General features: G+C 71.5%; 20 protein-coding genes. 10 read left to right on the top strand and 10 right to left on the bottom strand.

The annotated features are described in order from the left end of the window. Nucleotides 1-52: 52 nt before the first annotated feature. The 3 genes from LRS14_RS21245 to LRS14_RS21235 form a co-directional block, all read right to left on the bottom strand. Nucleotides 53-1,555, bottom strand: coding sequence for a hypothetical protein (locus tag LRS14_RS21245; protein ID WP_257800986.1), 1,503 nt, complete (start codon nt 1,553-1,555; stop codon nt 53-55). A gap of 126 nt (nt 1,556-1,681) precedes the next feature. Beyond that, complete coding sequence (locus tag LRS14_RS21240) at nt 1,682-2,461, bottom strand: PEP-CTERM sorting domain-containing protein (protein ID WP_257800985.1); 780 nt, start codon at nt 2,459-2,461, stop codon at nt 1,682-1,684. Nucleotides 2,462-2,715: 254 nt separating this feature from the next. Then, on the bottom strand, nt 2,716-3,495 hold the full coding sequence (locus LRS14_RS21235; protein ID WP_257800984.1) for a LuxR C-terminal-related transcriptional regulator: 780 nt from the start codon (nt 3,493-3,495) through the stop codon (nt 2,716-2,718). A 194-nt stretch (nt 3,496-3,689) separates the two neighbouring features. On the opposite strand from LRS14_RS21235, the gene LRS14_RS21230 reads away from it, so the two are divergent. Further along, nucleotides 3,690-5,222: a S8 family serine peptidase gene (locus tag LRS14_RS21230; protein ID WP_257800983.1), complete on the top strand. Its 1,533-nt coding sequence runs from the start codon at nt 3,690-3,692 to the stop codon at nt 5,220-5,222. Between the two features lie 35 nt (nt 5,223-5,257). Beyond that, entirely contained in the window at nt 5,258-7,168 is a 1,911-nt protein-coding gene (locus LRS14_RS21225; RefSeq protein WP_257800982.1) for a PhoX family phosphatase, read from the top strand. Here the strand turns inward: LRS14_RS21225 and LRS14_RS21220 are convergent. Beyond that, nucleotides 7,155-7,409, bottom strand: coding sequence for a hypothetical protein (locus tag LRS14_RS21220; protein ID WP_257800981.1), 255 nt, complete (start codon nt 7,407-7,409; stop codon nt 7,155-7,157). The genes LRS14_RS21225 and LRS14_RS21220 overlap by 14 nt on opposite strands. Before the next feature lie 197 nt (nt 7,410-7,606). Here LRS14_RS21220 and LRS14_RS21215 point away from each other — a divergent pair, with 197 nt between their 5' ends. Then, on the top strand, nt 7,607-9,154 hold the full coding sequence (locus LRS14_RS21215) for a methyl-accepting chemotaxis protein (protein WP_257800980.1): 1,548 nt from the start codon (nt 7,607-7,609) through the stop codon (nt 9,152-9,154). Between the two features lie 46 nt (nt 9,155-9,200). After that, nucleotides 9,201-11,000 (top strand): bifunctional diguanylate cyclase/phosphodiesterase, encoded by a 1,800-nt coding sequence (locus tag LRS14_RS21210; RefSeq protein WP_257800979.1) that lies wholly within the window; start codon nt 9,201-9,203, stop codon nt 10,998-11,000. A gap of 28 nt (nt 11,001-11,028) precedes the next feature. On the opposite strand, the gene LRS14_RS21205 is transcribed toward LRS14_RS21210, so the two are convergent. The 3 genes from LRS14_RS21205 to LRS14_RS21195 are packed head-to-tail and all read right to left on the bottom strand — an operon-like array spanning nt 11,029 to nt 14,992. Beyond that, complete coding sequence (locus tag LRS14_RS21205; protein WP_257800978.1) at nt 11,029-12,801, bottom strand: phosphodiesterase; 1,773 nt, start codon at nt 12,799-12,801, stop codon at nt 11,029-11,031. Then, on the bottom strand, nt 12,798-14,738 hold the full coding sequence (locus LRS14_RS21200) for a DNA/RNA non-specific endonuclease (protein ID WP_257800977.1): 1,941 nt from the start codon (nt 14,736-14,738) through the stop codon (nt 12,798-12,800). Before LRS14_RS21200 ends, LRS14_RS21205 begins: the two co-directional genes overlap by 4 nt. Before the next feature lie 26 nt (nt 14,739-14,764). Further along, nucleotides 14,765-14,992 carry a type II toxin-antitoxin system HicB family antitoxin gene (locus tag LRS14_RS21195; protein ID WP_257800976.1) on the bottom strand — a complete coding sequence of 76 codons (228 nt, stop codon included), beginning with the start codon at nt 14,990-14,992 and terminating at the stop codon, nt 14,765-14,767. Between the two features lie 180 nt (nt 14,993-15,172). Here LRS14_RS21195 and LRS14_RS21190 point away from each other — a divergent pair, with 180 nt between their 5' ends. Genes LRS14_RS21190 through LRS14_RS21180 form a run of 3 tightly spaced genes read left to right on the top strand, consistent with a single transcriptional unit; the run spans nt 15,173 to nt 18,890 of the window. Continuing rightward, the gene (locus LRS14_RS21190) at nt 15,173-15,766 is read left to right on the top strand and encodes a PEP-CTERM sorting domain-containing protein (RefSeq protein WP_257800975.1); all 594 of its coding nucleotides are present in this window, start codon (nt 15,173-15,175) and stop codon (nt 15,764-15,766) included. Continuing rightward, the gene (locus LRS14_RS21185; protein ID WP_257800974.1) at nt 15,763-17,643 is read left to right on the top strand and encodes a bifunctional UDP-sugar hydrolase/5'-nucleotidase; all 1,881 of its coding nucleotides are present in this window, start codon (nt 15,763-15,765) and stop codon (nt 17,641-17,643) included. Before LRS14_RS21190 ends, LRS14_RS21185 begins: the two co-directional genes overlap by 4 nt. Next, nucleotides 17,640-18,890 carry a hypothetical protein gene (locus LRS14_RS21180; RefSeq protein WP_257800973.1) on the top strand — a complete coding sequence of 417 codons (1,251 nt, stop codon included), beginning with the start codon at nt 17,640-17,642 and terminating at the stop codon, nt 18,888-18,890. Before LRS14_RS21185 ends, LRS14_RS21180 begins: the two co-directional genes overlap by 4 nt. A gap of 6 nt (nt 18,891-18,896) precedes the next feature. Here the strand turns inward: LRS14_RS21180 and LRS14_RS21175 are convergent, their stop codons facing one another. Then, nucleotides 18,897-19,415 carry a hypothetical protein gene (locus tag LRS14_RS21175; RefSeq protein WP_046115130.1) on the bottom strand — a complete coding sequence of 173 codons (519 nt, stop codon included), beginning with the start codon at nt 19,413-19,415 and terminating at the stop codon, nt 18,897-18,899. 88 nt (nt 19,416-19,503) lie between these two features. Between LRS14_RS21175 and LRS14_RS21170 the strand changes: the two genes are divergently transcribed. Continuing rightward, on the top strand, nt 19,504-19,734 hold the full coding sequence (locus LRS14_RS21170) for a hypothetical protein (protein WP_157039703.1): 231 nt from the start codon (nt 19,504-19,506) through the stop codon (nt 19,732-19,734). Here the strand turns inward: LRS14_RS21170 and LRS14_RS21165 are convergent. Then, the gene (locus LRS14_RS21165; RefSeq protein ID WP_257800972.1) at nt 19,731-20,318 is read right to left on the bottom strand and encodes a flavin reductase family protein; all 588 of its coding nucleotides are present in this window, start codon (nt 20,316-20,318) and stop codon (nt 19,731-19,733) included. The two genes, LRS14_RS21170 and LRS14_RS21165, sit on opposite strands and share 4 nt — an antisense overlap. Before the next feature lie 368 nt (nt 20,319-20,686). On the opposite strand from LRS14_RS21165, the gene LRS14_RS21160 reads away from it, so the two are divergent. After that, nucleotides 20,687-21,325 carry an isochorismatase family cysteine hydrolase gene (locus LRS14_RS21160; RefSeq protein ID WP_257800971.1) on the top strand — a complete coding sequence of 213 codons (639 nt, stop codon included), beginning with the start codon at nt 20,687-20,689 and terminating at the stop codon, nt 21,323-21,325. Then, the gene (locus tag LRS14_RS21155; RefSeq protein WP_257800970.1) at nt 21,322-22,248 is read left to right on the top strand and encodes an alpha/beta fold hydrolase; all 927 of its coding nucleotides are present in this window, start codon (nt 21,322-21,324) and stop codon (nt 22,246-22,248) included. Before LRS14_RS21160 ends, LRS14_RS21155 begins: the two co-directional genes overlap by 4 nt. A gap of 9 nt (nt 22,249-22,257) precedes the next feature. Here LRS14_RS21155 and LRS14_RS21150 read toward each other — a convergent pair whose 3' ends face one another. Further along, the gene (locus tag LRS14_RS21150; protein ID WP_198157017.1) at nt 22,258-23,115 is read right to left on the bottom strand and encodes a DUF3750 domain-containing protein; all 858 of its coding nucleotides are present in this window, start codon (nt 23,113-23,115) and stop codon (nt 22,258-22,260) included. Between the last annotated feature and the right edge of the window lie 26 nt (nt 23,116-23,141).

The following is a 23,141-nucleotide window of genomic DNA, read 5'->3' as shown; positions in this document are numbered from 1 at the left end:
AAAGGCCGGGGCCCTGCTGCTGCAGGGCCCCGGCGCACAGGGGCGAAATGTCTTACTTGATGATGCGCAGCGGCGAGGCGCTGTTGTTGGCCTGGCGGGCCACGCGCGAGCCGAACAGCGCAGCGTCACCGGTGGCATCCACGTAGGCGCCGGTGTAGGTGCTCGGGGGCGACATCACGCCTTGCTGCGTGTTGGAGTCCACCGCGGCCAGCGACGAAGGCTTGCCCAGGTTGCTGCGCAGCGCGGTCAGGAACAGCGACTTCTCGGAGCCGGCCGGAACCACCGTCTTGTTCCACTGCATCGTGGCTTCGAACACAAAGCCGTAGTCGCCGGCCTTGGCCAGCGCACGCACGGGTGCGACGCCGTCCAGCTTGACGAAGCGGTAGCCGCGGTCGCCGCCGTCGCGCAGCGGGTTCACTTCACGGCCGAGCACGCCCAGGCCGTAGGCGATGCCGTCGCCGTCGGCGGCTTCTTCCACGCTGTTGACGGTGTCGGCGGCGGACACACGGCCCAGGCCGTCTTCCACGTTGCCGGCGCCGGAGCCTTCCTGCACCACGTAGCCCGGGCCGGTGACACGGTGCACCACGCTCGGGTTGCCCGTGCTGCCGGCCACGCCCAGCGGTGCCAGGGCACCGGTTTCGCTGCTGCCGTTGTTCAGGAAGAACACGTTGGAGGCGGCCTGCGTGCCCGAGCCTTCAACGCGGCGCACGATGTTGATGGTCTTGGTCACCACGTTCGGGTCGACGCTGGTCGGGATCACGATGTTCCAGCCACGCTTGGTGGTGGCATTGCCGGCACCGCCGCCGAGCGAGCCCGACAGCGCGGCACGCACGAACTCCACCGGCAGCGACGGGATGGTCGCGAGGGTGGCGGCGTTCCAGGTGTTCTGGTCGGCCGGCACGTCCAGCAGCGGGGCGCCGACGGGGATGATGCCCTGCGCCTGCTGCAGCGCGCGGTAGGCCTTCTTGTTCACGGCGACGCCGAAGATGCCCTGCACCAGCGGGGCGACATCCAGGTTGCCGAGCTGGTTGGCATTCAGGGCGGCGGCGCCGCTGGGCAGGTTGGCGGGCTTTTGCAGCAGCGCGGGCTCGAGGTCGGAGATGCCGGCATCGGACACGCGGTTCTCGGTGGTGCCGCACAGGTACGGCGAAGCGACCGAGCCGTCACCGGCGGTGCAGGTGGCGGCATTCACGACCATGTGCGCGATCGGGGTGGCGGCGGCCACCGGGTTCACGCCCTGGCCCGAACCGCCCTGGTCCCGCTTGTACAGGATGACCGGCGTACCGGCGCCCCAGCTGCCGACGGCCTGGTTCAGCGTGCCGGCGTAGGCGCGGTGGTTGTTGCCGGAAGCATCGTTCTGGTAGCGATGCAGGTTGTCCAGGATTTCACTGGCGTAGGCAGCGAAGGACAGGCGCAGGGCGGAAGCGCCGGAGACGCTGACTTCCTTCAGCGAGCCGTTGCCGCGGGCGGCGTCGATTTGTGCAGGGGTCAGGGCGTGGGCGGAACCGAAGGCGGCCAGGGCGGTGGCCGCGGCGATGGCATGCAGTTTGTTCATGGAATCTCTCCTCGAGGCATGGACAGGGCAGGGCTGCGCCGAGCGGTGCCCTGGAGGGCTCCGCCGGCAACAACCGGGGGAAAGGGGAAAAGCAGAAATGGCGCGGCGGCGGGCCGCGCCGGTCGATCAGCCGCGGCGGCGGCGGGCCATTGCGGCCACGCCAGCCAGGCCGGCCAGCATCAGGGCGTAGGTGCCGGGTTCCGGCACCGCAGCCACGGCGTAGGTCAGCGTGGCGCCGTCGAAGTTGGCCATGCCGTTCAGCTTGCGGATGTCGGCGTTGTCGTTGATCTCGTAGCTGCTGTTGGTCAGGAAGAAGATGCTGGCGCTGGAGCCGACGGCATTGCCAGCGTACAGGCCGTTCTGGCCGAAGATGTTCTCTTCCTTGAACTGGGCTTCGCTGCCGCGGGGGTTGAAGCTGTTGCCGTTGACTTCGTCCAGCGGGCCGTGGTCGCCGGTCTGGCTCACGCCGATAGCGTATTCGGCCATGCGCGGGGTCTGGGTGTTGATGGCGATGTTGTCGATCTTGGGCGTGACGTTGGCGGTCTGGGTGATCAGCAGGCGGAACTCGCCGATGTCGCCGAAGCCTTCGCCGTCGGCGGCCACCAGCGCCCATCGGGTGCCTTCAAAGCCCAGGAAGTCGTTCAGGTCGGTGTCGGCGGCGCGGTACTTCGACCACTCGGCGCCCAGCACCGAGCGCGAGAAGCTGAAACCAGCCGGATTGGCCGACCCGGCCAGCATCTCGTTCAGCGTGACGCCGGTGTCCAACGCGTAGCTGCCGTAGGCATCGTCGAACACCACCAGGAACATTTCGGCGTTGTCGAACGGGTTGATGCCGGCGAAGGCGGGAGCGGCGAAGGGCAGCGTGGCGGCCAGGCCGATGGCGGCGGCGATCTTGTTCAGTTTCATAAATCCTCCTTGATGGAACATGGGTAACGGGTACCTGATCGCAGGCAGCGAGCCCTGCGACGGCCAGCGGCTGTCGCACGGAGCGCCACCTAAAGATCCGTTCCACTGGCACGCGCAGCTCCGGGTGGGAGCACACGCTGCGGCGGAGGCATCGGGCGGACGGTGTTGCCTGACGGGCATGGAGCGATCGCCACTATGGCGAAGGCCCGTGAATCATCGAAGCGGGCTTGCCGGGCGTCGATAGCCCGTCCGGATCATTCGAGCGGCGGCGGCCCGGTGTTCAGCAATACCTGGCGCGTCATGGCCAGCGCCACTGCCTGCGCGCGGTTGGTGGCGCCCAGCTTGCGCAGGATCTTCTGGATGTGGTTCTTCACCGTCAGCGGGCTGATGCCCAGCAGCTCGCCGATCTGCTGGTTGCTCTTGCCTTCGCGCACCCAGCCGAGGATCTGGCGCTCGCGCTCGGTGACTGGCGAGGCGGCGCCCGCCAGGCGCGGTGCCAGCGGCGGCGGCAGGTTGTTCAGCTCCAGCTCGGTGGCCTGCACGCGCAGGTAGGTGGCGTGCAGGTGGGGCAGCAGCAGTTCCAGATGCAGCAGGTGCTCGCGGCTCAGGGCACGTTCGGGCTCGGCGAAGACGAAGAAGCTTTCCAGCTCCGCCGGCCGCTGGGGGCGGGACACCCCATGCACCAGGATCGCGGGCCCGAGCACCGCTTCGGCCGTGTCGCTGGCCACCAGCACGGCGCGACCGCGGGCGGCCAGCCAGTGGCCCAGCAGGCCGGTCATCAAGGGCGAGCGTGCATCGGCCAGCGAGGCCAGCAGGTCGGCCGGCAGCATCGTGCTCTGGAACACCTCGAAGACCAGCTCGCGCCGGCTGCGCTGGTAGGCACCGCACACCGCCACGCTGTGCGGCAGCAGGCTGTGCAGCTGGCTCTGCAGCCAGACGAAGAACTGGTGCCGACGCCGCACCTGCGGCGCGGACTCGATGGCCCGCACCAGGCATTCCGCGCTCCTCGGTGACAGCAAGACCGAGTCATCCATGTAATGCATTGGGGACGCAGGTGTCGAAACGTTGCAGTTTGGTTGGGCAACATGACCGCCATCCGCTGCGGATGCGTCGAACGGACTACCGGCACGCCGCGTTTCGGGGGGATGGCCGCGGGCATGGTCCGAACGGCCCATGGCCGGGCCGCCGTCTTCACAGACGCCTCAAACGCGCTGCCTACAGTGGCCGCATGCATCTGTCCTCCCTCACCCTGGCCGCCTGCGTGGCCACCTTCGCAGCGGCGTGGCCCGCCATGTCCGCGAGCGCAGCCCCTGCGGCACGTGAGCAGCGGCTCGACGTGATGCCCTCGGACAACCGCTTCGGGGTCCAGTGGTGGCTGCAGGCCGTGGCCGCGGGCAACACCGGCGCCGCCGGCTTCACCGCGGCCTGGAGCCGCTCCACCGGCGCGCCGGCGTCCGGCAGCGGGCCGGTGGTGGCGGTGCTGGACTCCGGCATCACCAACCACCCCGAGCTGGACGCACGCCGCCTGCCGGGCTATGACTTCGTCAGCGACGCCAACTACGCGGCCGACGGCAATGGCCGGGACAACGATCCCACCGATCCCGGCGACGCCATCAGTGGGGCCGAGCGCGCGGCCCAGCCCGCCGTGTTCGGCGGCTGTCCGGACGCACCGTTCTCCAGCTGGCACGGCACGGTGATCGCGGGGCAGGTGGCCGCGGTGAGCAACAACGGCGAAGGCGTGGCCGCCGCCAACTGGAATGGCCGCTTCCTGCCGGTGCGGGTGGCCGGCAAGTGCGGCGCCGCAGTGGCCGACATCGTGGCCGGCCTGCGCTGGGCGGCCGGGCTGCCGGTGGCCGGCGTGCCGCTGAATCCGACGCCGGCCCGGCTGATCGTGCTGGGTTATGGCGCGCCCGAGTCCTGCGACGCCGCCAGCCCCGTGCCCGAGGTGGCCGCAGTGGCGCGGCAGTACATCGACGCCCTGGCCGAGGTGCGCGCTGCCGGCGCGCTGGTGATCGCCGCCGCCGGCAACCTGCGTGGCGCGGTGGCGCGCCCGGCGAGCTGCGCCGGCGCGTTCGCCGTCACCGCCCTCAACCGCGAGGGCTACAAGGCCAACTACGCCAGCTTCGGGCCGCAGGTGGCGCTGGCCACGCCGGGCGGCGACATGGCCGCCGGCAACACCTGCGACGCCGAGCTGGCCGATGCCGGCATCGTCTCCACCGGCAACCTGGGTGAGACCGGCGTCGGCGAAGCCGGCTACGTGGCGGCCTCGGGCAGCAGCTTCGCGGGCCCGGCAGTGGCCGGTGCCGCCGCGCTGATGCTGGCGGTGAACCCGGCCTTGACGGTGGCGCAGCTGGCGGAGGGCCTGACACGCAGCGCCCGGCCGCATGTGCAGGTGCCCGTGCTGGGCGAATGCAGCCTGGGCCAGAGGCCGGGCCGCTGCAGCTGCACCACGCGCACCTGTGGCGCCGGCCTGCTGGACGCCGACCAGGCGCTGGCCTATGCCGCCGCGCCCGCCAGCTATGCCGCCCCCGCCGCGGCGCCGGTGATGCTCGCCGACAGCCGCATCCAGGCCTGTGCCCTGAAGCTGGGGCCGCTGCCGCCGTCACCCGGCGCGAGCGAGCCCGTGCCGCCGCCCGCCCCGGCGCCAGACGGCGGCGGCGGTGGCGGAGGTGGGGGTGCCCTGCATCCGCATGCGCTGATCGGACTGTTGCTGTCGTGCGGGCTGCTCGCTCTGTCACGCGACCGTCACATGCGGCGGTGAAGCTTCAGGTAACCATCACTTGCACAGCCCACGCCATGCCCAAGGACTTCTCCACGATGGAGGACAGCAACCGCTCGAACAACCCGAGCCTGCATGACCTCTCCGATCCCGCCCGCCGCACCGTGCTGCGCGGCGGCCTCGGGCTGGCCGCGAGCGGCCTGCTGGCGCCGCTGGCCGCTGTCACCGGCTGCGCCACGCCGATGGGCGGCGGCCCGCTGCTCGGCTTCAAGAGCGTGCCCGTGTCGAGCGCCGACACGGTGGTGGTCCCCGAGGGCTACAGCGTGCAGGTCATCGCGCCCTGGGGCGATCCGGTCGGCCTGTCCGGCGAGGCGCCGCCCTTCAAGCCCGATGGCAGCAACACCGCCGCCGAGCAGGCGGTGCAGATGGGCATGCACCATGACGGCATCCACTTCTTCCCGCAGGACGGCTCGCGCTCCGGCCTGCTGGTGATGAACCACGAGTACACCGACGACGGCCTGCTGCATGCCGACGGCATGGCCACCTGGACCGCCGACAAGGTGCGCAAGGCGCAGGCCGCGCACGGCGTGTCGGTGATCGAGGTGGCGCAGGCGGATGGCCGCTGGCAGGTGGTGCGGCCCTCGCCCTGGGCACGCCGCATCACCGCCAGCACGCCGATGCGGGTGGCCGGCCCCGCCGCGGGCCATGCGCTGCTGCGCACCCAGGCCGACCCGCGCGGCGAGCAGGTGCTGGGCACGCTGAACAACTGCGCCAGCGGCATCACGCCCTGGGGCACCTACCTCACCTGCGAAGAGAACTTCATCAACTACTTCAAGGGCCCGGACACGCCGGACGCGCACCAGCGCCGCTGGGGCCTGCGCAAGGGCGACCCGGCCGGCTACCGCTGGCACGAGCACGACGCCCGCTTCGACGCCACCCGCCACCCGAACGAGATCAACCGTTTCGGCTGGGTGGTGGAGATCAATCCGTTCGACGCCAGCAGCATGCCGGTCAAGCGCACGGCGCTGGGCCGCGCCGCCCACGAAGGCGCCACCGTGGCCATGACGCGCGACGGCCGCGCGGTGGTGTACATGGGCGAGGACGCGCGCTTCGAATACATCTACAAGTTCGTCAGCCGCGACCGCATGCAGCCGGGCGGCGCGGCGGCCAATGCCGGCCTGCTGGACCATGGCACGCTGCATGTGGCGCGCTTCGATGCCGACGGCAACGGCCGCTGGCTGCCGCTGGTGCATGGCCAGGGCCCGCTGACGGCGGCCAACGGCTTTGCCGACCAGGGCGAGGTGCTGGTCAAGGCACGCCAGGCCAGCGACCTGCTGGGCGGCACCAAGATGGACCGGCCGGAATGGATCGCGGTCGATGCGCAGGGCTGGGTCTACTGCACGCTGACCAACAACAGCAACCGCGGCGGGGAAGGCCAGCCCGGCACCGATGCGGCCAACCCGCGCGCCAACAACACCATGGGCCACATCGTGCGCTGGAAGGAGCAGGGCGACTTCGACGGCGCCAGCTTCGCCTGGAACCACTTCGTGCTGGCTGGCGATCCGGCCAACGGCCGCGCCGATGCCAAGGGCAACGTGAAGGGCGACGCGCTGGGCTGCCCCGACGGCCTGTGGGTCGATGGCCGCGGCGTGCTGTGGGTGCAGACGGACATGTCCACCTCGGCCATGGGCAAGGGCGACCTCGCCGGCCTGGGCAACAACGCGATGCTGGCGGCCGACCCGCGCACCGGCGAGATCCGCCGCTTCCTGGTGGGGCCGGTGGGCTGCGAGATCACCGGCGCCACCGCCACACCCGACGGCCGCACGATGTTCATCAACATCCAGCATCCGGGTGAGAGCCCGAGCGAGCGCAGCGACCCGGCGCAGCCGCGCCGCTTCTCCAGCTGGCCCGACCAGCGGCCCGACGGCCGTCCCCGCTCGGCCACCCTGGTGATCCGCCGCAACGACGGCGGCCTCATCGGCACCTGAGGGGCCGGCCGGCCCAGTGCCGCAGCAGGGCCAGCAGCCCGCCTGCGGCGCCACTCCAGGTGCCGGCGTTCACATCGCCATGCCGGCGCGGCCACGGTACCGGCCTGGCGCCAGGCGGAGCGGCGGTGGGCACGCCCGGCGCGGCCGCGTCGGCAGCCCGTGCGCAGAGGTCGCCTGGTGGCTCGGTGAGCAGCCAGGCGGCCGGCAGCGTGGCGCTGAAGTCGTTCTCGGTGCTGTTCATCATCCCGGACTCCCCGACATCGCACCGACCTTAAGCCGCGCAGATCACAGTCGCATGACAGGTCGCCCCGGGCCGCCTGCACCCGCTGGATGACAGCGTGGTGACAGCCAGCGATGACCCCGGGCGCATCGGGGTCCGCTTACAGCGGCGGCCGATCCGGTCGATATCCGCTTGTCTCCCATTGCGGTGAAGTCCCCATGAATTTCCTGAACAAGTTGTCGATCAAGGCGCGCCTGACCGGTGCGGCGGTGCTGGCCTCGCTGGCGCTGGTGGCCGTCAGCGGTGCGGCGGTGCTCTCGCTGCAGCGCCTGGACCGGCAGTTCGATACCTTCGCCACCGACAGCGTGGCCACCCATGCCGCGCTCACGGCCTTCCGTACCGAGTTCGGCAACCTGCGGCGCTTCGAGAAGGATGCGATCCTGCAGATCGACGATGCCGCTGCGGCCCAGCGCTACCAGCGGCAGTGGACCCAGGCCTTCGAGGCCGCGGTGGGCCAGCTCGAGACCCTGCGCCACCGGCTCCCCGCCGATCAGGTGGACGGCCTGCTGCCGCTGCTGCAGGGCTACCGCCAGCAGGCAGGCGAGGTGATCCAGCGCTCCATCAACGGCCAGATCGTCACCGCCAACGAAGCCAACGAGCTGCTGGCGCCGGCCAAGAAGCAGATGCATGCGGCCGAGCCGATGCTCGAGGCCATCGCCCGCACGCTGGAAGGCCAGGCGGCGCAGCAGAGCGCCGACGCCACCGCCGCGGTGCGCCGCTGGCGCACGGTGATCGTCACCGTGGCCGGCTTGGCGCTGGCGCTGTACCTGCCGCTGACGGCCTTCACCGTGCTGTCGGTCACCCGGCCGCTGGACCGCGCCATCGGCGTGGCCGGCCGCGTGGCGGCGGGTGACCTGGCCACGCCGGTGCGTGGCGAGGGCCGCGACGAGCTGGGCCAGCTGATGGCTGCGCTGGGCAGCATGCAGCACCACCTGCGCGAGCTGGTGGGCGAGGTGCGCAGCAGCGTGGCCTCGATCGACGCTGCCAGCACCGAGATCGCGCAGGGCAGCCAGGACCTGAGCAGCCGCACCGAGCACACCGCCAGCAGCCTGCAGGAGACCGCGGCCAGCATGGGCACCCTGACGGAGGCCGTGGCCGCCGCCGAGCATTCGGCCGAGTCGGCCGCGTCGATGGCGCAGTCGGCCAAGCTGGCGGCCGACTCGGGCTGCGACGTGGTGATGCAGGCGGTGCAGAGCATGGACCGCATCAGCGCCAGCGCCCACCGCATCGCCGACATCACCGGCGTGATCGACGGCCTGGCCTTCCAGACCAACCTGCTGGCGCTGAATGCCGCGGTGGAAGCCGCCCGTGCCGGCGAGGAAGGCCGCGGCTTCGCGGTGGTGGCTGCCGAGGTGCGCCGGCTGGCCGGCCAGTCGGCCGAGGCCTCGCGCGAGATCAAGCAGCTGATCGGTGCCTCCACCGCGCAGGTGGGCCAGGGCGCCGAGCTGGTGCAGGCGGCCGGCGGCGCGATGCGCGAGCTGCAGGACGGCATCCGCGAGGTGGCCGCCACGGTGGACGACATCCGCAGCCGCGCGGTGGCCCAGGGGGCAGGGCTGCGCGAGATCAATGCCGCCGTCACCGACGTGGACTCGATGACGCAGCAGAACGCCGCGATGGTGGAGCAGACCGCGGCGGCCGCCGAATCGCTGCGCGAGCAGGCGGCGCGCTTGTCCGGGCTGCTCACGCGCTTCAAGCTGGCGGCCTGAATCCATGCCGCTGGCCCTGGCGCCGCCCCGCGGGACAATGGCGGCGATGTCGTCGTCCGTCCCTGCCGCCACCACCGCACTGTTCGATGAACTGGACCGTGTCATCCGCGAGTCCAGCCTGGAGGTGCACTTCCAGCCCATCGTCGACGTCGGCGCCCCGGGCATCGTCGGCTTCGAGGCGCTGACCCGCGCGCCGGCCAATTCGGCCCTGCATTCGCCGCTGGTGCTGTTCGACACCGCGGCCAGCGCGGGCCGGCTGGTGGAGCTGGAGCGCATCGTGATGCGCCGCATCGTCAACCGCTTCGTCGAGCTGCAGCTGCCGGGCAAGCTGTTCATCAACGTCACGGCGGACACGCTGCTGGCATCGGAATCGCGCATCGCGATCATCGCCGCGGTGCTGCAGCCGCTGCAGCTGGACGCCAGCCGCATCGTGGTGGAGCTGACCGAGACGCGGCCGGTGTTCGACCCGGTGGCCCTGGGCACGGCGGTGGCGGCGCTGCGCTCGCTCGGCCTGCTGATGGCGCTCGACGACCTCGGCGAAGGCTTCTCCGGCCTCAAGCGCTGGGTGGACCTGAAGCCCGACTTCGTCAAGATCGACCGCCACTTCATCGACGGCATCGCCAGCGACCCGCTGAAGCAGCAGTTCGTGCGCTCCATCCTCGAGATGGCGTCGCCCACCGGCACCGCCGTCATCGCCGAAGGGCTGGAGCAGGAGGGCGACCTGCGGGTGCTGCGCGGCATGGGCCTGCACCTGTGCCAGGGCTACCTGCTGGCACGGCCTTCGGCCATGCCGCGCAGCAGCCTGCGCATGGATGTGCAGGCACTGCTGGACAGCCACGACGACGGCGCCGGCGGCCGCGTGGTGGATGCCGACGTGGCCGCCGTCACCGCGGGGCAGCTGGCGCACGACGGCCCGGTGGCCACGCCCGCGCTCAGCTGCGCCGAGGTGATCGAGATGTTCCGCCGCGACCCGCGGCTGTATTCGGTGCCGGTGGTGGACGAGGCGGGCCGGCCGCTGGGGCTGCTGCGCTCGCTGCTGGTGCTGCACCGCGGCGCCGAGCGCTTCTTCCTGGAGATCCATGGCCGCGCCAGCTGCCGGCTGCTGATGGACGCCAACCCGCTGGTGTTCGACGTCAGCGCCAGCCTGCGCACCATGAGCGAGACCATCTCCAACATCGACGACCGCTTCATGGTGGATGGCTTCGTCATCACCCGCGAGGGCTGCTACGTCGGCGTGGGCCGCACGTCGGAGCTGCTGCGGGCGCTGTCGGATCTGCAGGTGGTGACTGCACAGAACGCCAACCCGCTGACCCGGCTGCCGGGCAACCTGGCCATCGACCGCCAGCTGGCGCGGCTGCTGGACGAGGGCGCGCGCTTCCTGCTGGTGTACTGGGACATCAGCCGCTTCAAGGCCTTCAACGACCTGTACGGCTATGCGGCGGGCGACGAGGTGATCCGCATGACCGCCGGGCTGCTGCTGGCCGATGCCGAGCAGCGCGGCGACTTCGTCGGCCACATCGACGGCGACGACTTCGTCTGCGTGATGGCCTCGCTGCAGGCCGGGCCCCGGCTGGAACGCCTGTGCGAAGCCTTCGATGGCGGAATGCGCGCGCTGCTGGAACCGGCCCACGTGGCCGCCGGCGGCTACGAGACACCCGACCGGCGCGGCCGGCCGGTGTTCCATGCCATCCCGCTGCTGGTGGGCGGCGCGCTGCCGGTGCAGCCCGGCCGCTTCGCCAGCGTGCGCCAGCTGTCAGCCGCTCTGGCCGAGCTGCGCCAGCAGGCCAAGGGCCTGGCACGCAGCGGCTGTTTCATCGAGCGCCGGCAGGGCCAGCCGCTGGCGTGAGGGCCGGGCCGCGGGTGCGTCGCCCGCCTCAGGCGGTGGCGGTGTGCACCGGCACCGCCTGCAGCACATGCACGCCGCAGCCGCCATGCTTGGCCAGCCGCTTGGCAGCCGCGGCGGCATTGGCCACGCCGTCGGAGCGCCGGTAGTCGCCCGGCTTGATCGGCACCACGCCGATGCACAGCGTGGTGCAGGGATGGAAGCGCATCACGCCATGGCGGTCTTCCGCCTGCAGGCCGCCGGCCGCCAGGGCCTGCGCATCGAACAGGTCGCGCACGCGCAGGTTGAACTCGGCCACGATGGCCTCGCAGCGGGCGCGCCAGTCGGTGCTCTGGAAGACGACGATGAAGTCGTCGCCGCCCACATGGCCGACGAAGTCGCGCTGCGGGTCGGCATGGGCCACGATCACCGCCGCCACCAGCCGGATCATCTCGTCGCCGCGCCAGTAGCCGTACTGGTCGTTGAAGGGCTTGAAGTGGTTGAGGTCGGCATAGCCGGCCGCGAATTCGCAGCCGCTGTCGATCAGGCGGTCGATGTGATCGCTGATCGGGATGTTGCCGGGCAGGAAGGTGAGCGGGTTGGCATGCCGCGCGGCCTCGATGCGGGCCTCGGTCACCGCCCGCACCAGCTGCTCGCCGGTGCCCAGGCCGCGGTAGCGGCCGTTCTCGGTGACGATGAAGCCTTCGGTCAGGTAGCGCTGGTCGCTGGAGGTGAGCACCGAGGTCAGCTCATGGATGCCGGTGTGGATGTCCACCTGCAGGGCATCGGGGTTGCCGTGCAGCCGTGCCGGCCGGCGGGCATACAGCTCGCGGAAGAAGGGCTGCGCATAGGCATGGATGAACTGCTGCCGGTTCAGCAGCGCCAGCGGGCGCTCGTCCTCCACCACCGCGATGGCATGCAGCGCGGGGTCGGCCTGGAAACGCGCGAACACCTCGTCATGCGTGATGGCGGCACTGGCCGGCGGCAGCGGCAGGCACAGCTTGGCCGCGGTCAGGCCGCCGTGGTTGGCGGCGCGCCGCTGCTGCGGCAGCACGGCCACCTCATGGCTGCCCAGCACGGCCAGGGCCGCCGGCAGCGGCGCCTGCACCAGCCGGGCCTGCGGCCGGCCCAGGCCGTAGCCCTGGCCATAGCCGATGCCGAGGTCGCGCACCACCCGCAGGTCCTCGTCCGATTCGATGCCCTCGGCCACCAGCGACGAGCCGAAGGTCTCGGCGATGTGGATCAGCGCCCGCATGGTCTGCAGCTTGTCGCCATGGCTGGCGACGTCGCGGGTGAAGTACTTGTCGATCTTCACCATCTCGGGCTTCAGCTCCGACCACAGCCGCAGGCTGGAGCGGCCATCGCCGAAGTCGTCCAGTGCGAAGGCCACGCCCTGGCGGCGCAGCGCCAGCACCGCGGGCTGCAGGCGTTCCACCTCGCGCACGTGCTCGTGCTCGGTGATCTCGATCACCAGCGCGCTGGGCGGCACGCCGCGGCTGCGCACCACTTCCACCAGGCTGGCGGCATCCTGCTGCTGCAGCACCTCCACCAGCGCGGTGGCGCTGAGGTTGATGAACAGCTTGCCGCTGGGCCGCTGGCGGCTCCAGGCCACCAGCGCGGCACGCAGGCAGGTCAGCTCCAGCTCGATGCTCAGGCCTTCCTGGCGCGCCGCGGTGAACAGCGCATCGGCATTGGGCCAGGGGCCGGTGGTGGGGCGGGCCAGCGCTTCATGGCCCAGGATGCTGCCGTCCTTCATCGCCACGATGGGCTGGAAGTGCATGGTCAGCGCGCGCGCCTCGATCAGCGCGGCAATGTCGAAGGTCATCGGCTGAAGAACTGGTCGTCGCTGTGGATGAGTCTGAGGCGCGGGCCGTCCAGCACCGACTCCACCGCGGCGAAGGGCTGTTCATGTTCGAGCAGCACCTTGGGAAACCGCAGTCCGGTGCGCTCGCCCAGATCGGCCAGGCCGATGCGCGCCCACACCCAGGGCGCCAGGTCCAGGCCCTCGGTCAGCGGCCCCAGCAGGTGCTTCTGCGTCAGCAGGAAGGCATAGGCGCGCAGTGCGCCGCTGGCTTCGTCCACATAGGCCACCACCTTCCAGAATTCGTCGGGCAGCAGGCACTGCTCGCCGTTCTGCTCGAAGCGGCGATCCTGCGCACCGAACACCGGGCCGGCCATCAGCGTGAGCTTGAGCGCGCGCGGGTTCTCCGAATCGAACAGCGTGTTCTCCAGCCGGCCCCACAGGCCGCCCTCGGGGTCGTCGGCCGTGTTGCCGCTCTGGTTGAAGGCCTCGTGCTGCGGCACGATGTTGGTGTAGAAGAAGCTGTCCCGGTTGGCCTGGCGGGCCTCCTCCATCGGGCCCCAGCACAGGTCGGCGCGGCGCGCGATGTGGCCGCGGTCCAGCGGGTTCATGCGGTAGATGGCATCGGTGAGCTGGTGGGCCGGCAGGTCGCCGCGGCGGTCCACCTGGAAGCCGGTGCGCTTCAGGCGCTTGAAGCTGGCGCCGTCGATGTTCCAGGCCACGCACAGCGCGTACTTGCGCTGCCGGCTCAGCCACACCGAGAAGTGGCAGTAGCGCAGCTCGGCATCGCCTTCTAGCACCGCCAGGTCGCGCCGGCGTGCGGCGGTGAAGGTGGGCGGCACGATGGCGCGGCCCAGGAAGTCGCGGTCATAGCCGGCGCGCAGCGCATCGTCGCCGCCCTGGGCCACCGGCGGCAGCGCCAGCTCGCCGGCCGGCTCCACGTCCAGCGCGGTCATCACCGACTGGGCATAGCAGGCCAGCGCGAACTCACCTTCGCTGCGCTCCGCGTCGCCGGCGAAATGCAGGCCCAGCATCACCGGCGCGGGCTTGCCGCGGCGGTCCACGGCCATCCAGGCGGCGCCCGAATCGCCGCCGCGCGAGATCTCGCCATCCGGCGGCAGGGCCTGCGGGTCCAGGCCCACCTCGAAGCCGCCCACGATGGCCACCACGCCGCCGCCGTAGTCCAGCCGGGTGTTCACCTCGATGCGGGTGACGCGACCGCGGGTGACGCCGGTGGTGCGGCCGCTCTTGACCACCGCGTCGCCCAGCTCCGGGTCGCCGATGGCGGTGACCGACACGCCCAGTTCCCAGGCCTGGCTGGACACGCCGCGGCCGCTGATGCGGGCCACCGCGCAATCACCCGCCGGGCCCAGGTGGCTGCGCAGCAGCACGCCGATGCCGTTGGCCTCCACGCGGTTGTCGTCATGCCGTCCGGGCTGCACCACCGTCACGCCCAGCGCGGCCTGCGGGCCGTGCAGCACATGCCAGTTCGACAGCAGCAGCAGCTCGCCGCTGCGCCGGTCGCGCACGAAGGCGCCGATGGTGCCGGCGCTGGTGTGCAGGTTGCCCACGCTGAGGCCAGGCGACACCACCTCGGCGCGCACCTTGCGCGGGTCCTTGGCCGGCAGGGCCACCGGCAGGTAGGCCGGCTTGAAGCTGCGCGGCACCACCTCGGTGGGCACGTCCACATCGCCGATGCGGATGACCGGCGGCACGTCCACCGGCCGCGCCGCGGCCAGCGCGCCTTCGGGCACCGCAGCCGAGTCCACGGTGAACTGCACGGTCCAGGGGCCCCTTCGTCCGGCGGCGGTGGTGGGCCGGGTGAGGCCGACGCTGGTCAGGCGCGGGTCGGCCAGCCACTGCGCGGCGCGGCTGCGCACATGGGCGCGCAACACGCGTTCGAATTCGGCGGGATCGGCGGGGTCGGCAGCTTTCTTGCGAACGCGGCGGGTAGGGGCCATCGGGGCAACTTCAGGACAGCAGGGGTTCAGTCGGGCGAGGGCGCCAGCCAGCATTCACCGGGCTGCAGCGGACTGGGAAGGGGCAGGGCCCGGCCCTGGTGCCGGTGCTCGTGCAGCACCCGCGCGATCTGGTCGGCTGCCAGGCGCAGGGCTTGCGGGGCATCGCTGGCGAAGGCCTGCACTTCCGGCAGGTCGCGGCAGAAGGACAGGAAGCCGACGAAGGGCACCGACGTCACCGTCACGGCGTAGTTCATGGCTGTCATCGGGCGTGTGGGCTGGTGGGGGCGCTGCGAACCGAACGGTAGCCCGCCCGCATGGCAAGCGCATGACAGCCTGCGGCCGCGACGGCCCAGGCTGGCCTGTCATACCCGCGTCAAACGCCTGCGTCATCGTGCGGCAACGGGCGGATCCCACGCCCATCCAGGAGGATCGACTTGAACATCCAGCGCCGCCTTGCGGCCGCCTGCGCCTTGTCGCTGGCGGCCTGCCTGCCCCTTGCGTCCCCCCAGGCGCATGCCGTCGAGCTGCAGGCCGATGGCCAGTGGGCCGAGTTCTACATCGACGAGATGACCGCGCAGGGCGGCGGCCTCGGCTGGATCGACACCGACACCGGCCTGGCCCAGACCTTCGAGTTCAGCGTGCCCACCGGCTTCACCGGCACCTTGACGGTGGTGGACGGCGGCTTCGCCGGCGACGTGTTCAGCCTCACGCTCGGCGGCCTGCCGCTGGGCAGCACCAGCGCCGTGGCCAGTGCGGCCGGCACGGCCATCGGCGTCGACTTCGACGCCGCGCTGGCCGATGGTGGCTACAGCCGCGGCGTCTTCACGCTGCAGGCGGGTTCGTACACGCTGGGCGGCCAGCTGCTGCAGTCGGCCACCTTCGAGGGCGTGCCGCTGAACGCGACCGTCGGCGGCCTGCGCCTGCAGGTGAGCCCGGTGCCCGAGCCCGGCAGCCTGCTGATGCTGCTGGCCGGCCTGCCGCTGGTGGGCTTCGGCCTGCGCCGCCGCCTGCAAGGGGGTGCGCAATGAACACGCTGCGCATCCTCGCCGCCACGGCGATGGCCGGCACCGTGCTGTCGGCCTGCGCCGTCACCACCGCGCCCGCGCCGGTGAGCATCAAGATCGTGGGCTTCAACGACTACCACGGCAACCTGGAATCGCCCGGTACCTTCGGCGCCAACACCTCCGTGCCTTCTGCCCAGCGACCGCCGGTGGGCGGCGCCGACTACCTGGCCGCCTACGTGGCGCGCATGCGCGCCAGCAATCCCAACACCGTGGTGGTGGGCGCGGGTGACTTCATCGGCGCCACGCCGTTGATCTCGTCGCTGTTCTTCGACGAGCCGGCGGTGGAGACGCTGAACAAGATCGGCGTGGAGTTCTCGGCGGTGGGCAACCACGAGTTCGACAAGGGCAAGGACGAGCTGCGCCGGCTGCAGAACGGCGGCTGCAAGATCACCGCCGGCGCGCCGGACGCCAACAGCTGCCGCGGCTTCGGCTCGGCCGCGCCGGGCAGCTTCGACGGCGCGAAGTTCCGCTGGCTGTCGGCCAACGTGGTGGAGACGGCCACCGGCAAGACGCTGCTGCCGGCCTACGGCATCAAGAGCTTCGGCAAGGTGAAGGTGGCCTTCATCGGCATGACGCTCAAGGGCACGCCCAGCATCGTCACGCCCACCGGCGTGGCGGGCCTAAGCTTCCGCGACGAGGCGCAGACGGTCAACGAGCTGGTGCCGCGGCTGCGTGCCCAGGGCATCGAGTCCATCGTGGTGCTGGTGCACCAGGGCGGCTTCCAGGGCGCCGGCAACAGCGACATCAACGGCTGCGTGGGCGACCTGGCCGGCAGCGAGATCGCCAACATCGTCAGCAAGCTGGACAACGCGGTGGACCTGGTGATCAGCGGCCACACCCATGCGGCCTACAACTGCTCGCGCAACACGCTGGACAACGGCAGCGTGGCCCGCAGCACCGGCCTGCCCAACAAGGCCGGCCGCAAGGTCCCGGTGACCAGCGCCAGCGCCTTCGGCCGCGTGCTGACGGAGGTGGACCTGAAGATCGATGCCACCACCCGCGACGTGCTGGAGGTGAGCCCGGTCAACCGCCTGATCGACCGCACCGATGCCGACATCACCGCGGCCATCAACGCCAATCCCGAGGTGAAGAACGTGGTGGCGGCGTACAAGAACGCGGTGTCGCCGCTGGCCAGCCAGGTGGTGGGGCGCATCACCGCGCCGCTGAGCAATTCGGCCGATGCCGCCGGCGAGATGCAGGCCGGCGACCTCATCGCCGATGCGCAGCTGCAGGCCACGCAGCCCGCGGCGCTGGGTGGCGCGGTCATGGCCTTCATGAACGGCGGCGGCGTGCGCAACCCCGGCTTCGTCAATGCCGCGGGCACCTACCCGTACGACCTGACCTATGGCGACGCCTTCACCGTGCAGCCCTTCGGCAACAGCCTGGTGACGATGACGCTGACCGCGCTGCAGCTGAAGAACCTGCTGGAGCAGCAGTTCGCCGGCTGCAACGGCCAGACGGTGACCCGCATCCTGCAGGTGTCCAACGGCCTGCAGTACCGCTGGAGCGCCAGCGGCCCCACCTGTGCCAAGGTGACCGACGTGGCCTTCACGCCCATCGACCTGCAGTCGGTGCCCCCGGTGGCCACCGGCCCCACCGAACAGATCGTCGTCGGCGGGGTGGTGCAGAACCCCACTCGCACCTACCGCGTCACGGTCAACAACTTCATGGCCACCGGCGGCGACGGCTTCAGCGTGCTGACCGACGGCGCCGCGGTGCAGGGCGGTGCGCAGGACATCGACGCGCTGGTCGCCTACCTGGCCGGCTACAAGCAGCCGGCCGCCGCCTACGACCCCACGGTCCCGGCGCTGCGCAAGCCGCGCATCGTTCGCCTGCCTTGAGCGGCTTGCCGCGCGCTTGCCACGCACGGGCCGGTGCGGCGCTGCTGGGCCTGGCGGCAGCCGCGGCGCTGGCGCAGCCCGCGCCACCGGCTTCGGCCATCCCACCGCTGGAGCTGCCGCGCTTCGCCCAGCCGGTGCTGGGCCCGCGCGGCCCGCTGTCGCCCGAGCAGGAGGCCGGCCGGCAGCAGCTGCTCGCCCGGGCACGACAGGCCTTGCAGGCCGGTGAGCCGGCCGCGGCGCAGGCACCGCTGGACCAGGCCGCCGCGATGCGCCACTCGGCCGACACCGAGCTGCTGATGGTGCAGCAGATGATGCAGCGCGGCGCCTACCGGCAGGCCCTGGCCTTCGCGGCCCATGCCGCTGGCGCCCATGCCGACGTGCCGCAGGCACGGGCGCTGTATGCCTGGCTGGCGGCGCTGGGCGGCCAGCCCGCCTTTGCCGATGCCCAGCTCAGCCTCGGCCTGCAGCGCCTGCCCGACGATGCGTTGCTGCTGGGCGCCCGCCAGGCGCTGGCCGGCCTGCAGCCCGGCGCGCTGCAGCCGGTGGTGCCGCCGGGCGACATCGGGCCGGTCGCCACCGGCGCGGTGGTGCCGCCTGGTGCCCGCGCGGTGGCCAGCGGCCTGCTGCTGCCGGGCGGCAGCCATGCGCTGCTGATGCTGCCGGCCGAAGGAACGCCGCCGGCCGCCCGGCTCTGGGTGCGGGACGGTCTGGGCCGCACGCGCGCCGCCAGGCTGCAGCAACGGCCGGGGCCCGCCAACGGCCTGGCGCTGGCGGTGCTGGAGGCGCCGCTGGAAGGCGCCGCGCCCTTAGCCGCCGCGGCGCAGCCGGGCTTTGCCGGCAGCCCGGCGGTGGTGGTGGGCCACCTGCGACTGCCGCAGCCGGCTGCCCAGGCCGGCCACGCCACGCCGCCTGCCTGGCCGGCGCTGCACATGGGCTTCCTCGGCCGGCCGATGGGCGATGCCGCGCAGGCGCTGGGTGTGGGCGTGCCGGCGGAGTTGCCGGGGGCGCTGGTGCTGGACCTGGGCGGCCGGTTGCTGGGCTTGGCGCTGCCGGGCGGCGCTGCGGCGCCCGAGCGGCTGCTGCCGCTGCCCGTGCTGCGCAGCCTGCTGGGCGAGCAGGCGCAGGCACTGCTGCCTGCCGCTGCCGCGGGCCCGCGCCGCACGCCCGACGAGTTGTACGAGCTGGCGCTGCCGTCGGTGCTGCAGGTGCTGGCGATGCCGCTGGATGCAGCGGCATCGCCGAACTGAGCGTGCTCAGCCCGCGGTGCCGTCGTCCGTCGCCGCGTCCGCCTTCGGCCGGCCGGTCTTCAGGCTGGGCGCGCGGTCCAGCGCCAGCAGGAAGTTCTTGTCCGACATGCTGTGCAGCGCGGCGATGCCGGCGCGCAGCAGCTCGCTCTTCTTCACATGCCGCTGCAGCTGGGTGCCGCGTTGCTTCAGCACGGCCAGCAGTTCGTACTCGTCCTTGGGCATGGTGAAGCTGTCGCGCACCAGCTTGGCCTTGGGCTTGGGCGCCTCCTGCGCCGGCTTGGCGGCGGACCTGGCGTCCGCCTTCTTGCCGTGCTGCTTGCCTGCCTTGCCCGGCTTGGCGGCCTCGGCGGGCGGCGCCTGCAGCTTGATGGCCGGCTTGGCCGCCGAGCGGGCCACCACCACGCCGTTGGCCTGCGCCGGCGCTTCGACCTTCGCAGCCAGGGTGGCGGTGTCCGTCGACGTGGCGGGCAGGGCGGCCACCTGGGTGGCGACGGTGGCTTTGCGCTGGCGGGTCACTTTGGTCATGGTGCTTTCTACAACTGTGTATACGGTATAAACAGTTTATACTGAAAGCCTGGGCCTTCACCCAGCCTCCCGTGCGGAAAGGATCGTCATGCAGTTCAACTCCAACGCATTGCGCTTCTGCCCGGCATCGGTAGGCGCGTTGATGGATACCGGCTTCCTGCGCAGCGTGCTGCACGACGTGGAAGACCCCACCCATCCCGACGGCGCGCTGGCGCAGCCGGGGCCGGATGCCGCTGCGCCCCGTCCGCTGCGGTCGCGCTGGCGCGGCCTGCTGCACGCCATCAGCGGCCACCGCCCCGCGGCGGCCGCCGATCGCTAGCCCGCAGGCAGGGCTTTGGCGTGCAGCACGCCACCGGCCCGCACGAAGTGGCCGGCGCCCAGGTGGTGGATCGTCTGCAGCTCGAGGTTGTCGTCGCTGAACCGCCAACGGCCGTTCGAGAAGACACGTTCATCGGCGGCGGCCGCCACCACCTCCGCGAAGCAGGTGTCGTAGGCCGCTTCGGTGTGCGGCTCGGGGATCAGCCGGCATTCCAGCCAAGCCGCGCAGCCCGTCTCGATCAGCGGCATGCCGAGCTTCGGACCCGGCCGCGCGACGATGCCCAGGCGCTCGAATTTGTCGCCATCGCGGCCGCTCGTGCTGCCGACGGCATAGGTCACATCCACCAGCGCGGTGCCGGGCAGGCACAGCGCGAATGCGCCGCTCGCCGCGACGAGTTCGCGGGTGAAGGTCTGCTTGTCGATCACGACCGCGATGCGCGGCGGCGTGAACTCCACCGGCATCGACCAGGCCGCCGCCATCACGTTGCGCTGGGCGCCGTGGGCGCTGGTCACCAGCACCGTGGGCCCGTGGTTGACCAGCCGGCTGGCATGTTCGAGGGCGACCGGTCGGAAGTGTGGATTCATGGCAGTTCTTGCTCCAGGCTGTGGCAGGTCAGGCACCTGCGTGCGGGCCGTGCCTGCGGTGAGGCGGTCGGGCTTCCGGCCCGACGACCTTGCGCCGTTCGGGGCGACGGCCGGAGTATGAGCCGCGGCTGAAGCTGCCGCGCGCCGTGGCCGCCGCGGCCTGCTGGCTGCGGGCCATGTCGCCATGCCGTCCTCTCCGATCGTGCACCGGCCTACTTCCAAAGCGCAAGGCGCCGTCCTTGCTCCGGTGGCAACCCGCTGACGCTCCGCAGGCGGATGCGGCAAGTGCCGGTGGCGGCGATGCTGGCGGCGCCGACCTGGCATGTGCCCGGTCGGCCCGGCAGACCCGCCGACCACCGGAGAGGAACATGGACGTCTCTTATTCGAGGACCGATACGGCACTGCTGCTGATCGACCCGTACAACGACTTCCTGAGCGAGGGCGGCAAGCTGCACGGCCTTGCGAAGCAGGTGTTCGACGCGACCGGCACGCTGGACAACCTCCGCCGCGTCGTCGCAGCCGCCCGTGCCGCCGGCATCCGGGTGTTCTTCACGCCGCACCACCGGGCGCGGCCGTCGGACTTCAGCCTGTGGAAGAACGCCTCGCCCTACCTCCTGGGCGGCGACCGGATGCAGGTGTTCGCCGAAGGCAGCTGGGGTGGCGAGTGGCATCCCGACTTCGTGCCGCAGGAGGGCGACGTGGTGGCCAAGGAGCACTGGCATTCCAGCGGCTTCGCGCACACCGACCTGGACCTGCTGCTGCGCCGGCACGGCATCGAGAAGGTCATCCTCGTCGGGCTGCTGGCCAACACCTGCGTCGAATCCACCGGCAAGTTCGCGGCGGAACTCGGGTACCACGTCACCCTGGTGGTCGATGCGACGGCCGCGTTCACCCGGGAGGCGATGGACGCCGCCCACAAGATCAACGGCCCCACCTATGCGCACGCGATCGTCGCCACCGCGAACCTGGTGCAGGCCCTGGCCGCCCCGGCGGTGCTCGAGCCATGACGCGCAGCACCGGCCATCCGATCCAGCACCGCCCCACCACCACCCGCCAGGAGTCTTCTGACATGAGCATCGCATCCAGCGCCATCCACGCCCCGAACCAGTTTGTCGAGATCGACGGCCGACGTCTGGCCTACCGCGACATTGGCAGCGCGACCGGCACGCCGATCGTCCTGTGCACCCGCTTCCGCGGCAACATGGACGTCTGGGACCCGCTGTTCCTGGACACCCTGGGCGCGCAGGGTCTGCGGGTCATCACCTTCGACTACAGCGGTCTCGGGCTGTCGACCGGTGTGCCCGACTACGATCCGGCGGCACTGGCCAAGGACGCGAGCGACCTGATGAAGGCGCTGAAGCTGGGCAGGTCGGTGATCGCCGGCTGGTCGCTGGGCGGCATCGCGGCGCAGGTCTTCCTGGCGCTGTTTCCGGAGCAGGTCTCGCACGTGGTGGTGATCGGTTCGGTGCCACCTGGCCCGAACGTCAAGCCCGCCGAGCAGCTCTTCTTCGACACTGCCAACATCCCCGACTACACGCTCGAGGACCAGACCATCCTGTTCTTCGAGCCGAAGTCGGCGGCCAGCCGCGAGGCGGCGCGGCGGTCGGTCGATCGCATTGCGTCGCGCACCGCGGGCCGCAGCATGCCCGTCCCGCACGGCTGGGCCAGGGAGTACCTGGGCACCTCGCCGAAGAGCCCGCTGTTCCCTTCGGACGCGGTTCTGCAGGTGATGAAGACCACCACGGTCCCCATCCTGCACGTGGGCGGCGACCACGACATCATCTTCCCCGTCGAGAACTGGTACGCCCTGAACCAGGTGCTGCCCACGGTCCGGTTGCTGACATTCCCGTCCTCCGGCCACGGCCCGCAGCACCAGCATCCGGTGGCGGCGGGCGAAGGCATCGCGTCGTTCATCCGGTCCGCGAAATGATCCCGGCGCTCAGGGCGGCGAGGGCTCGATCCCCGGCGGCGGCGTCGCGCTCGTCGTGTCGGCAGGCCCCGGCCAGAAGCCCACGCCGGGCAGCCGCAGGCGCCGGTCATCCACGTCGATGCCGACGTTCAGGCCGAGCAGGCTGAGCTCCAGGCCCTCGGTGCGGGCCACCGTCGCGCCCAGCAGCCCGAACACCGACACCTGCCAGCCGGTGCCGCTGGGTGCCGGGGCCAGCAGCGTCGTGGGCCCGATGTAGTCCTTGCCGATCGCCGTGGCGGGCAGGTCGAGACCCAGCTCCGGCGCCTGGCGGGCCACCCAGGCGACGAAGGTGTTGCTGTTCGGCCCGGGCCAGATCCGGTAGCTGCGCGACCAGGGATAGCCGCGCACCGCTTCCTCGATGCGATCGATGAGCGCGTCCACGCCGGGTCCGCGACGCTGCGCAAGCAGCATGGGCTCGGCGCCGTACCAGCGTCGGTCTGGCGCATCGGTGCTCGATTCGACGACACCATCGCCGCCTCGCCAGCTGCGCCAGCCGACCATCTGGTAGGTCGTCCATTCGGTTGCCCCGCTGCGCTTGACGGCGATCCACGGGTGGATGGCGAAGGCGCCGCGCCAGCGCACCGTGCGCGCTCCGTAGACCTGCACCACGGCCTCCTGCACCGTGGCCGCATCGGGGGCCAGCCCGACGCGGTCCTGGCTGCCTTCGTACCAGGGGCGCTCGAGATCCACGTCGCCGAAGGCCAGCACCCCCAGCGGCCCCATGAGCAGCAGCAGCACCGAGCCGACCAATGCGCGCAGCAGGCGATGCCACCAGGCGCGCCGCGGCGGCCTCGGCCTGTCGGGCTGGATGTCGGTCTGGTTCGCCACGCTGCTTCCTTTGGGTCGTCGAAGGT

The organism is Aquincola sp. J276 (genome assembly GCF_024700035.1).
Taxonomy (GTDB): Bacteria; Pseudomonadota; Gammaproteobacteria; order Burkholderiales; family Burkholderiaceae_C; genus Aquincola; species Aquincola tertiaricarbonis.
This window is presented reverse-complemented; position numbering and strand designations above follow the sequence as displayed.

Excerpts from the sequence above, each read along its gene's own strand:
- LRS14_RS21245 (WP_257800986.1), bottom strand. The coding sequence starts at position 1,555 with ATGAACAAACTGCATGCCATCGCCGCGGCCACCGCCCTGGCCGCCTTC.
- LRS14_RS21240 (WP_257800985.1), bottom strand. The coding sequence starts at position 2,461 with ATGAAACTGAACAAGATCGCCGCCGCCATCGGCCTGGCCGCCACGCTG.
- LRS14_RS21235 (WP_257800984.1), bottom strand. The coding sequence starts at position 3,495 with ATGGATGACTCGGTCTTGCTGTCACCGAGGAGCGCGGAATGCCTGGTG.
- LRS14_RS21230 (WP_257800983.1), top strand. The coding sequence starts at position 3,690 with ATGCATCTGTCCTCCCTCACCCTGGCCGCCTGCGTGGCCACCTTCGCA.
- LRS14_RS21225 (WP_257800982.1), top strand. The coding sequence starts at position 5,258 with ATGCCCAAGGACTTCTCCACGATGGAGGACAGCAACCGCTCGAACAAC.
- LRS14_RS21220 (WP_257800981.1), bottom strand. The coding sequence starts at position 7,409 with ATGAACAGCACCGAGAACGACTTCAGCGCCACGCTGCCGGCCGCCTGG.
- LRS14_RS21215 (WP_257800980.1), top strand. The coding sequence starts at position 7,607 with ATGAATTTCCTGAACAAGTTGTCGATCAAGGCGCGCCTGACCGGTGCG.
- LRS14_RS21210 (WP_257800979.1), top strand. The coding sequence starts at position 9,201 with ATGTCGTCGTCCGTCCCTGCCGCCACCACCGCACTGTTCGATGAACTG.
- LRS14_RS21205 (WP_257800978.1), bottom strand. The coding sequence starts at position 12,801 with ATGACCTTCGACATTGCCGCGCTGATCGAGGCGCGCGCGCTGACCATG.
- LRS14_RS21200 (WP_257800977.1), bottom strand. The coding sequence starts at position 14,738 with ATGGCCCCTACCCGCCGCGTTCGCAAGAAAGCTGCCGACCCCGCCGAT.
- LRS14_RS21195 (WP_257800976.1), bottom strand. The coding sequence starts at position 14,992 with ATGAACTACGCCGTGACGGTGACGTCGGTGCCCTTCGTCGGCTTCCTG.
- LRS14_RS21185 (WP_257800974.1), top strand. The coding sequence starts at position 15,763 with ATGAACACGCTGCGCATCCTCGCCGCCACGGCGATGGCCGGCACCGTG.
- LRS14_RS21175 (WP_046115130.1), bottom strand. The coding sequence starts at position 19,415 with ATGACCAAAGTGACCCGCCAGCGCAAAGCCACCGTCGCCACCCAGGTG.
- LRS14_RS21170 (WP_157039703.1), top strand. The coding sequence starts at position 19,504 with ATGCAGTTCAACTCCAACGCATTGCGCTTCTGCCCGGCATCGGTAGGC.
- LRS14_RS21165 (WP_257800972.1), bottom strand. The coding sequence starts at position 20,318 with ATGAATCCACACTTCCGACCGGTCGCCCTCGAACATGCCAGCCGGCTG.
- LRS14_RS21160 (WP_257800971.1), top strand. The coding sequence starts at position 20,687 with ATGGACGTCTCTTATTCGAGGACCGATACGGCACTGCTGCTGATCGAC.
- LRS14_RS21155 (WP_257800970.1), top strand. The coding sequence starts at position 21,322 with ATGACGCGCAGCACCGGCCATCCGATCCAGCACCGCCCCACCACCACC.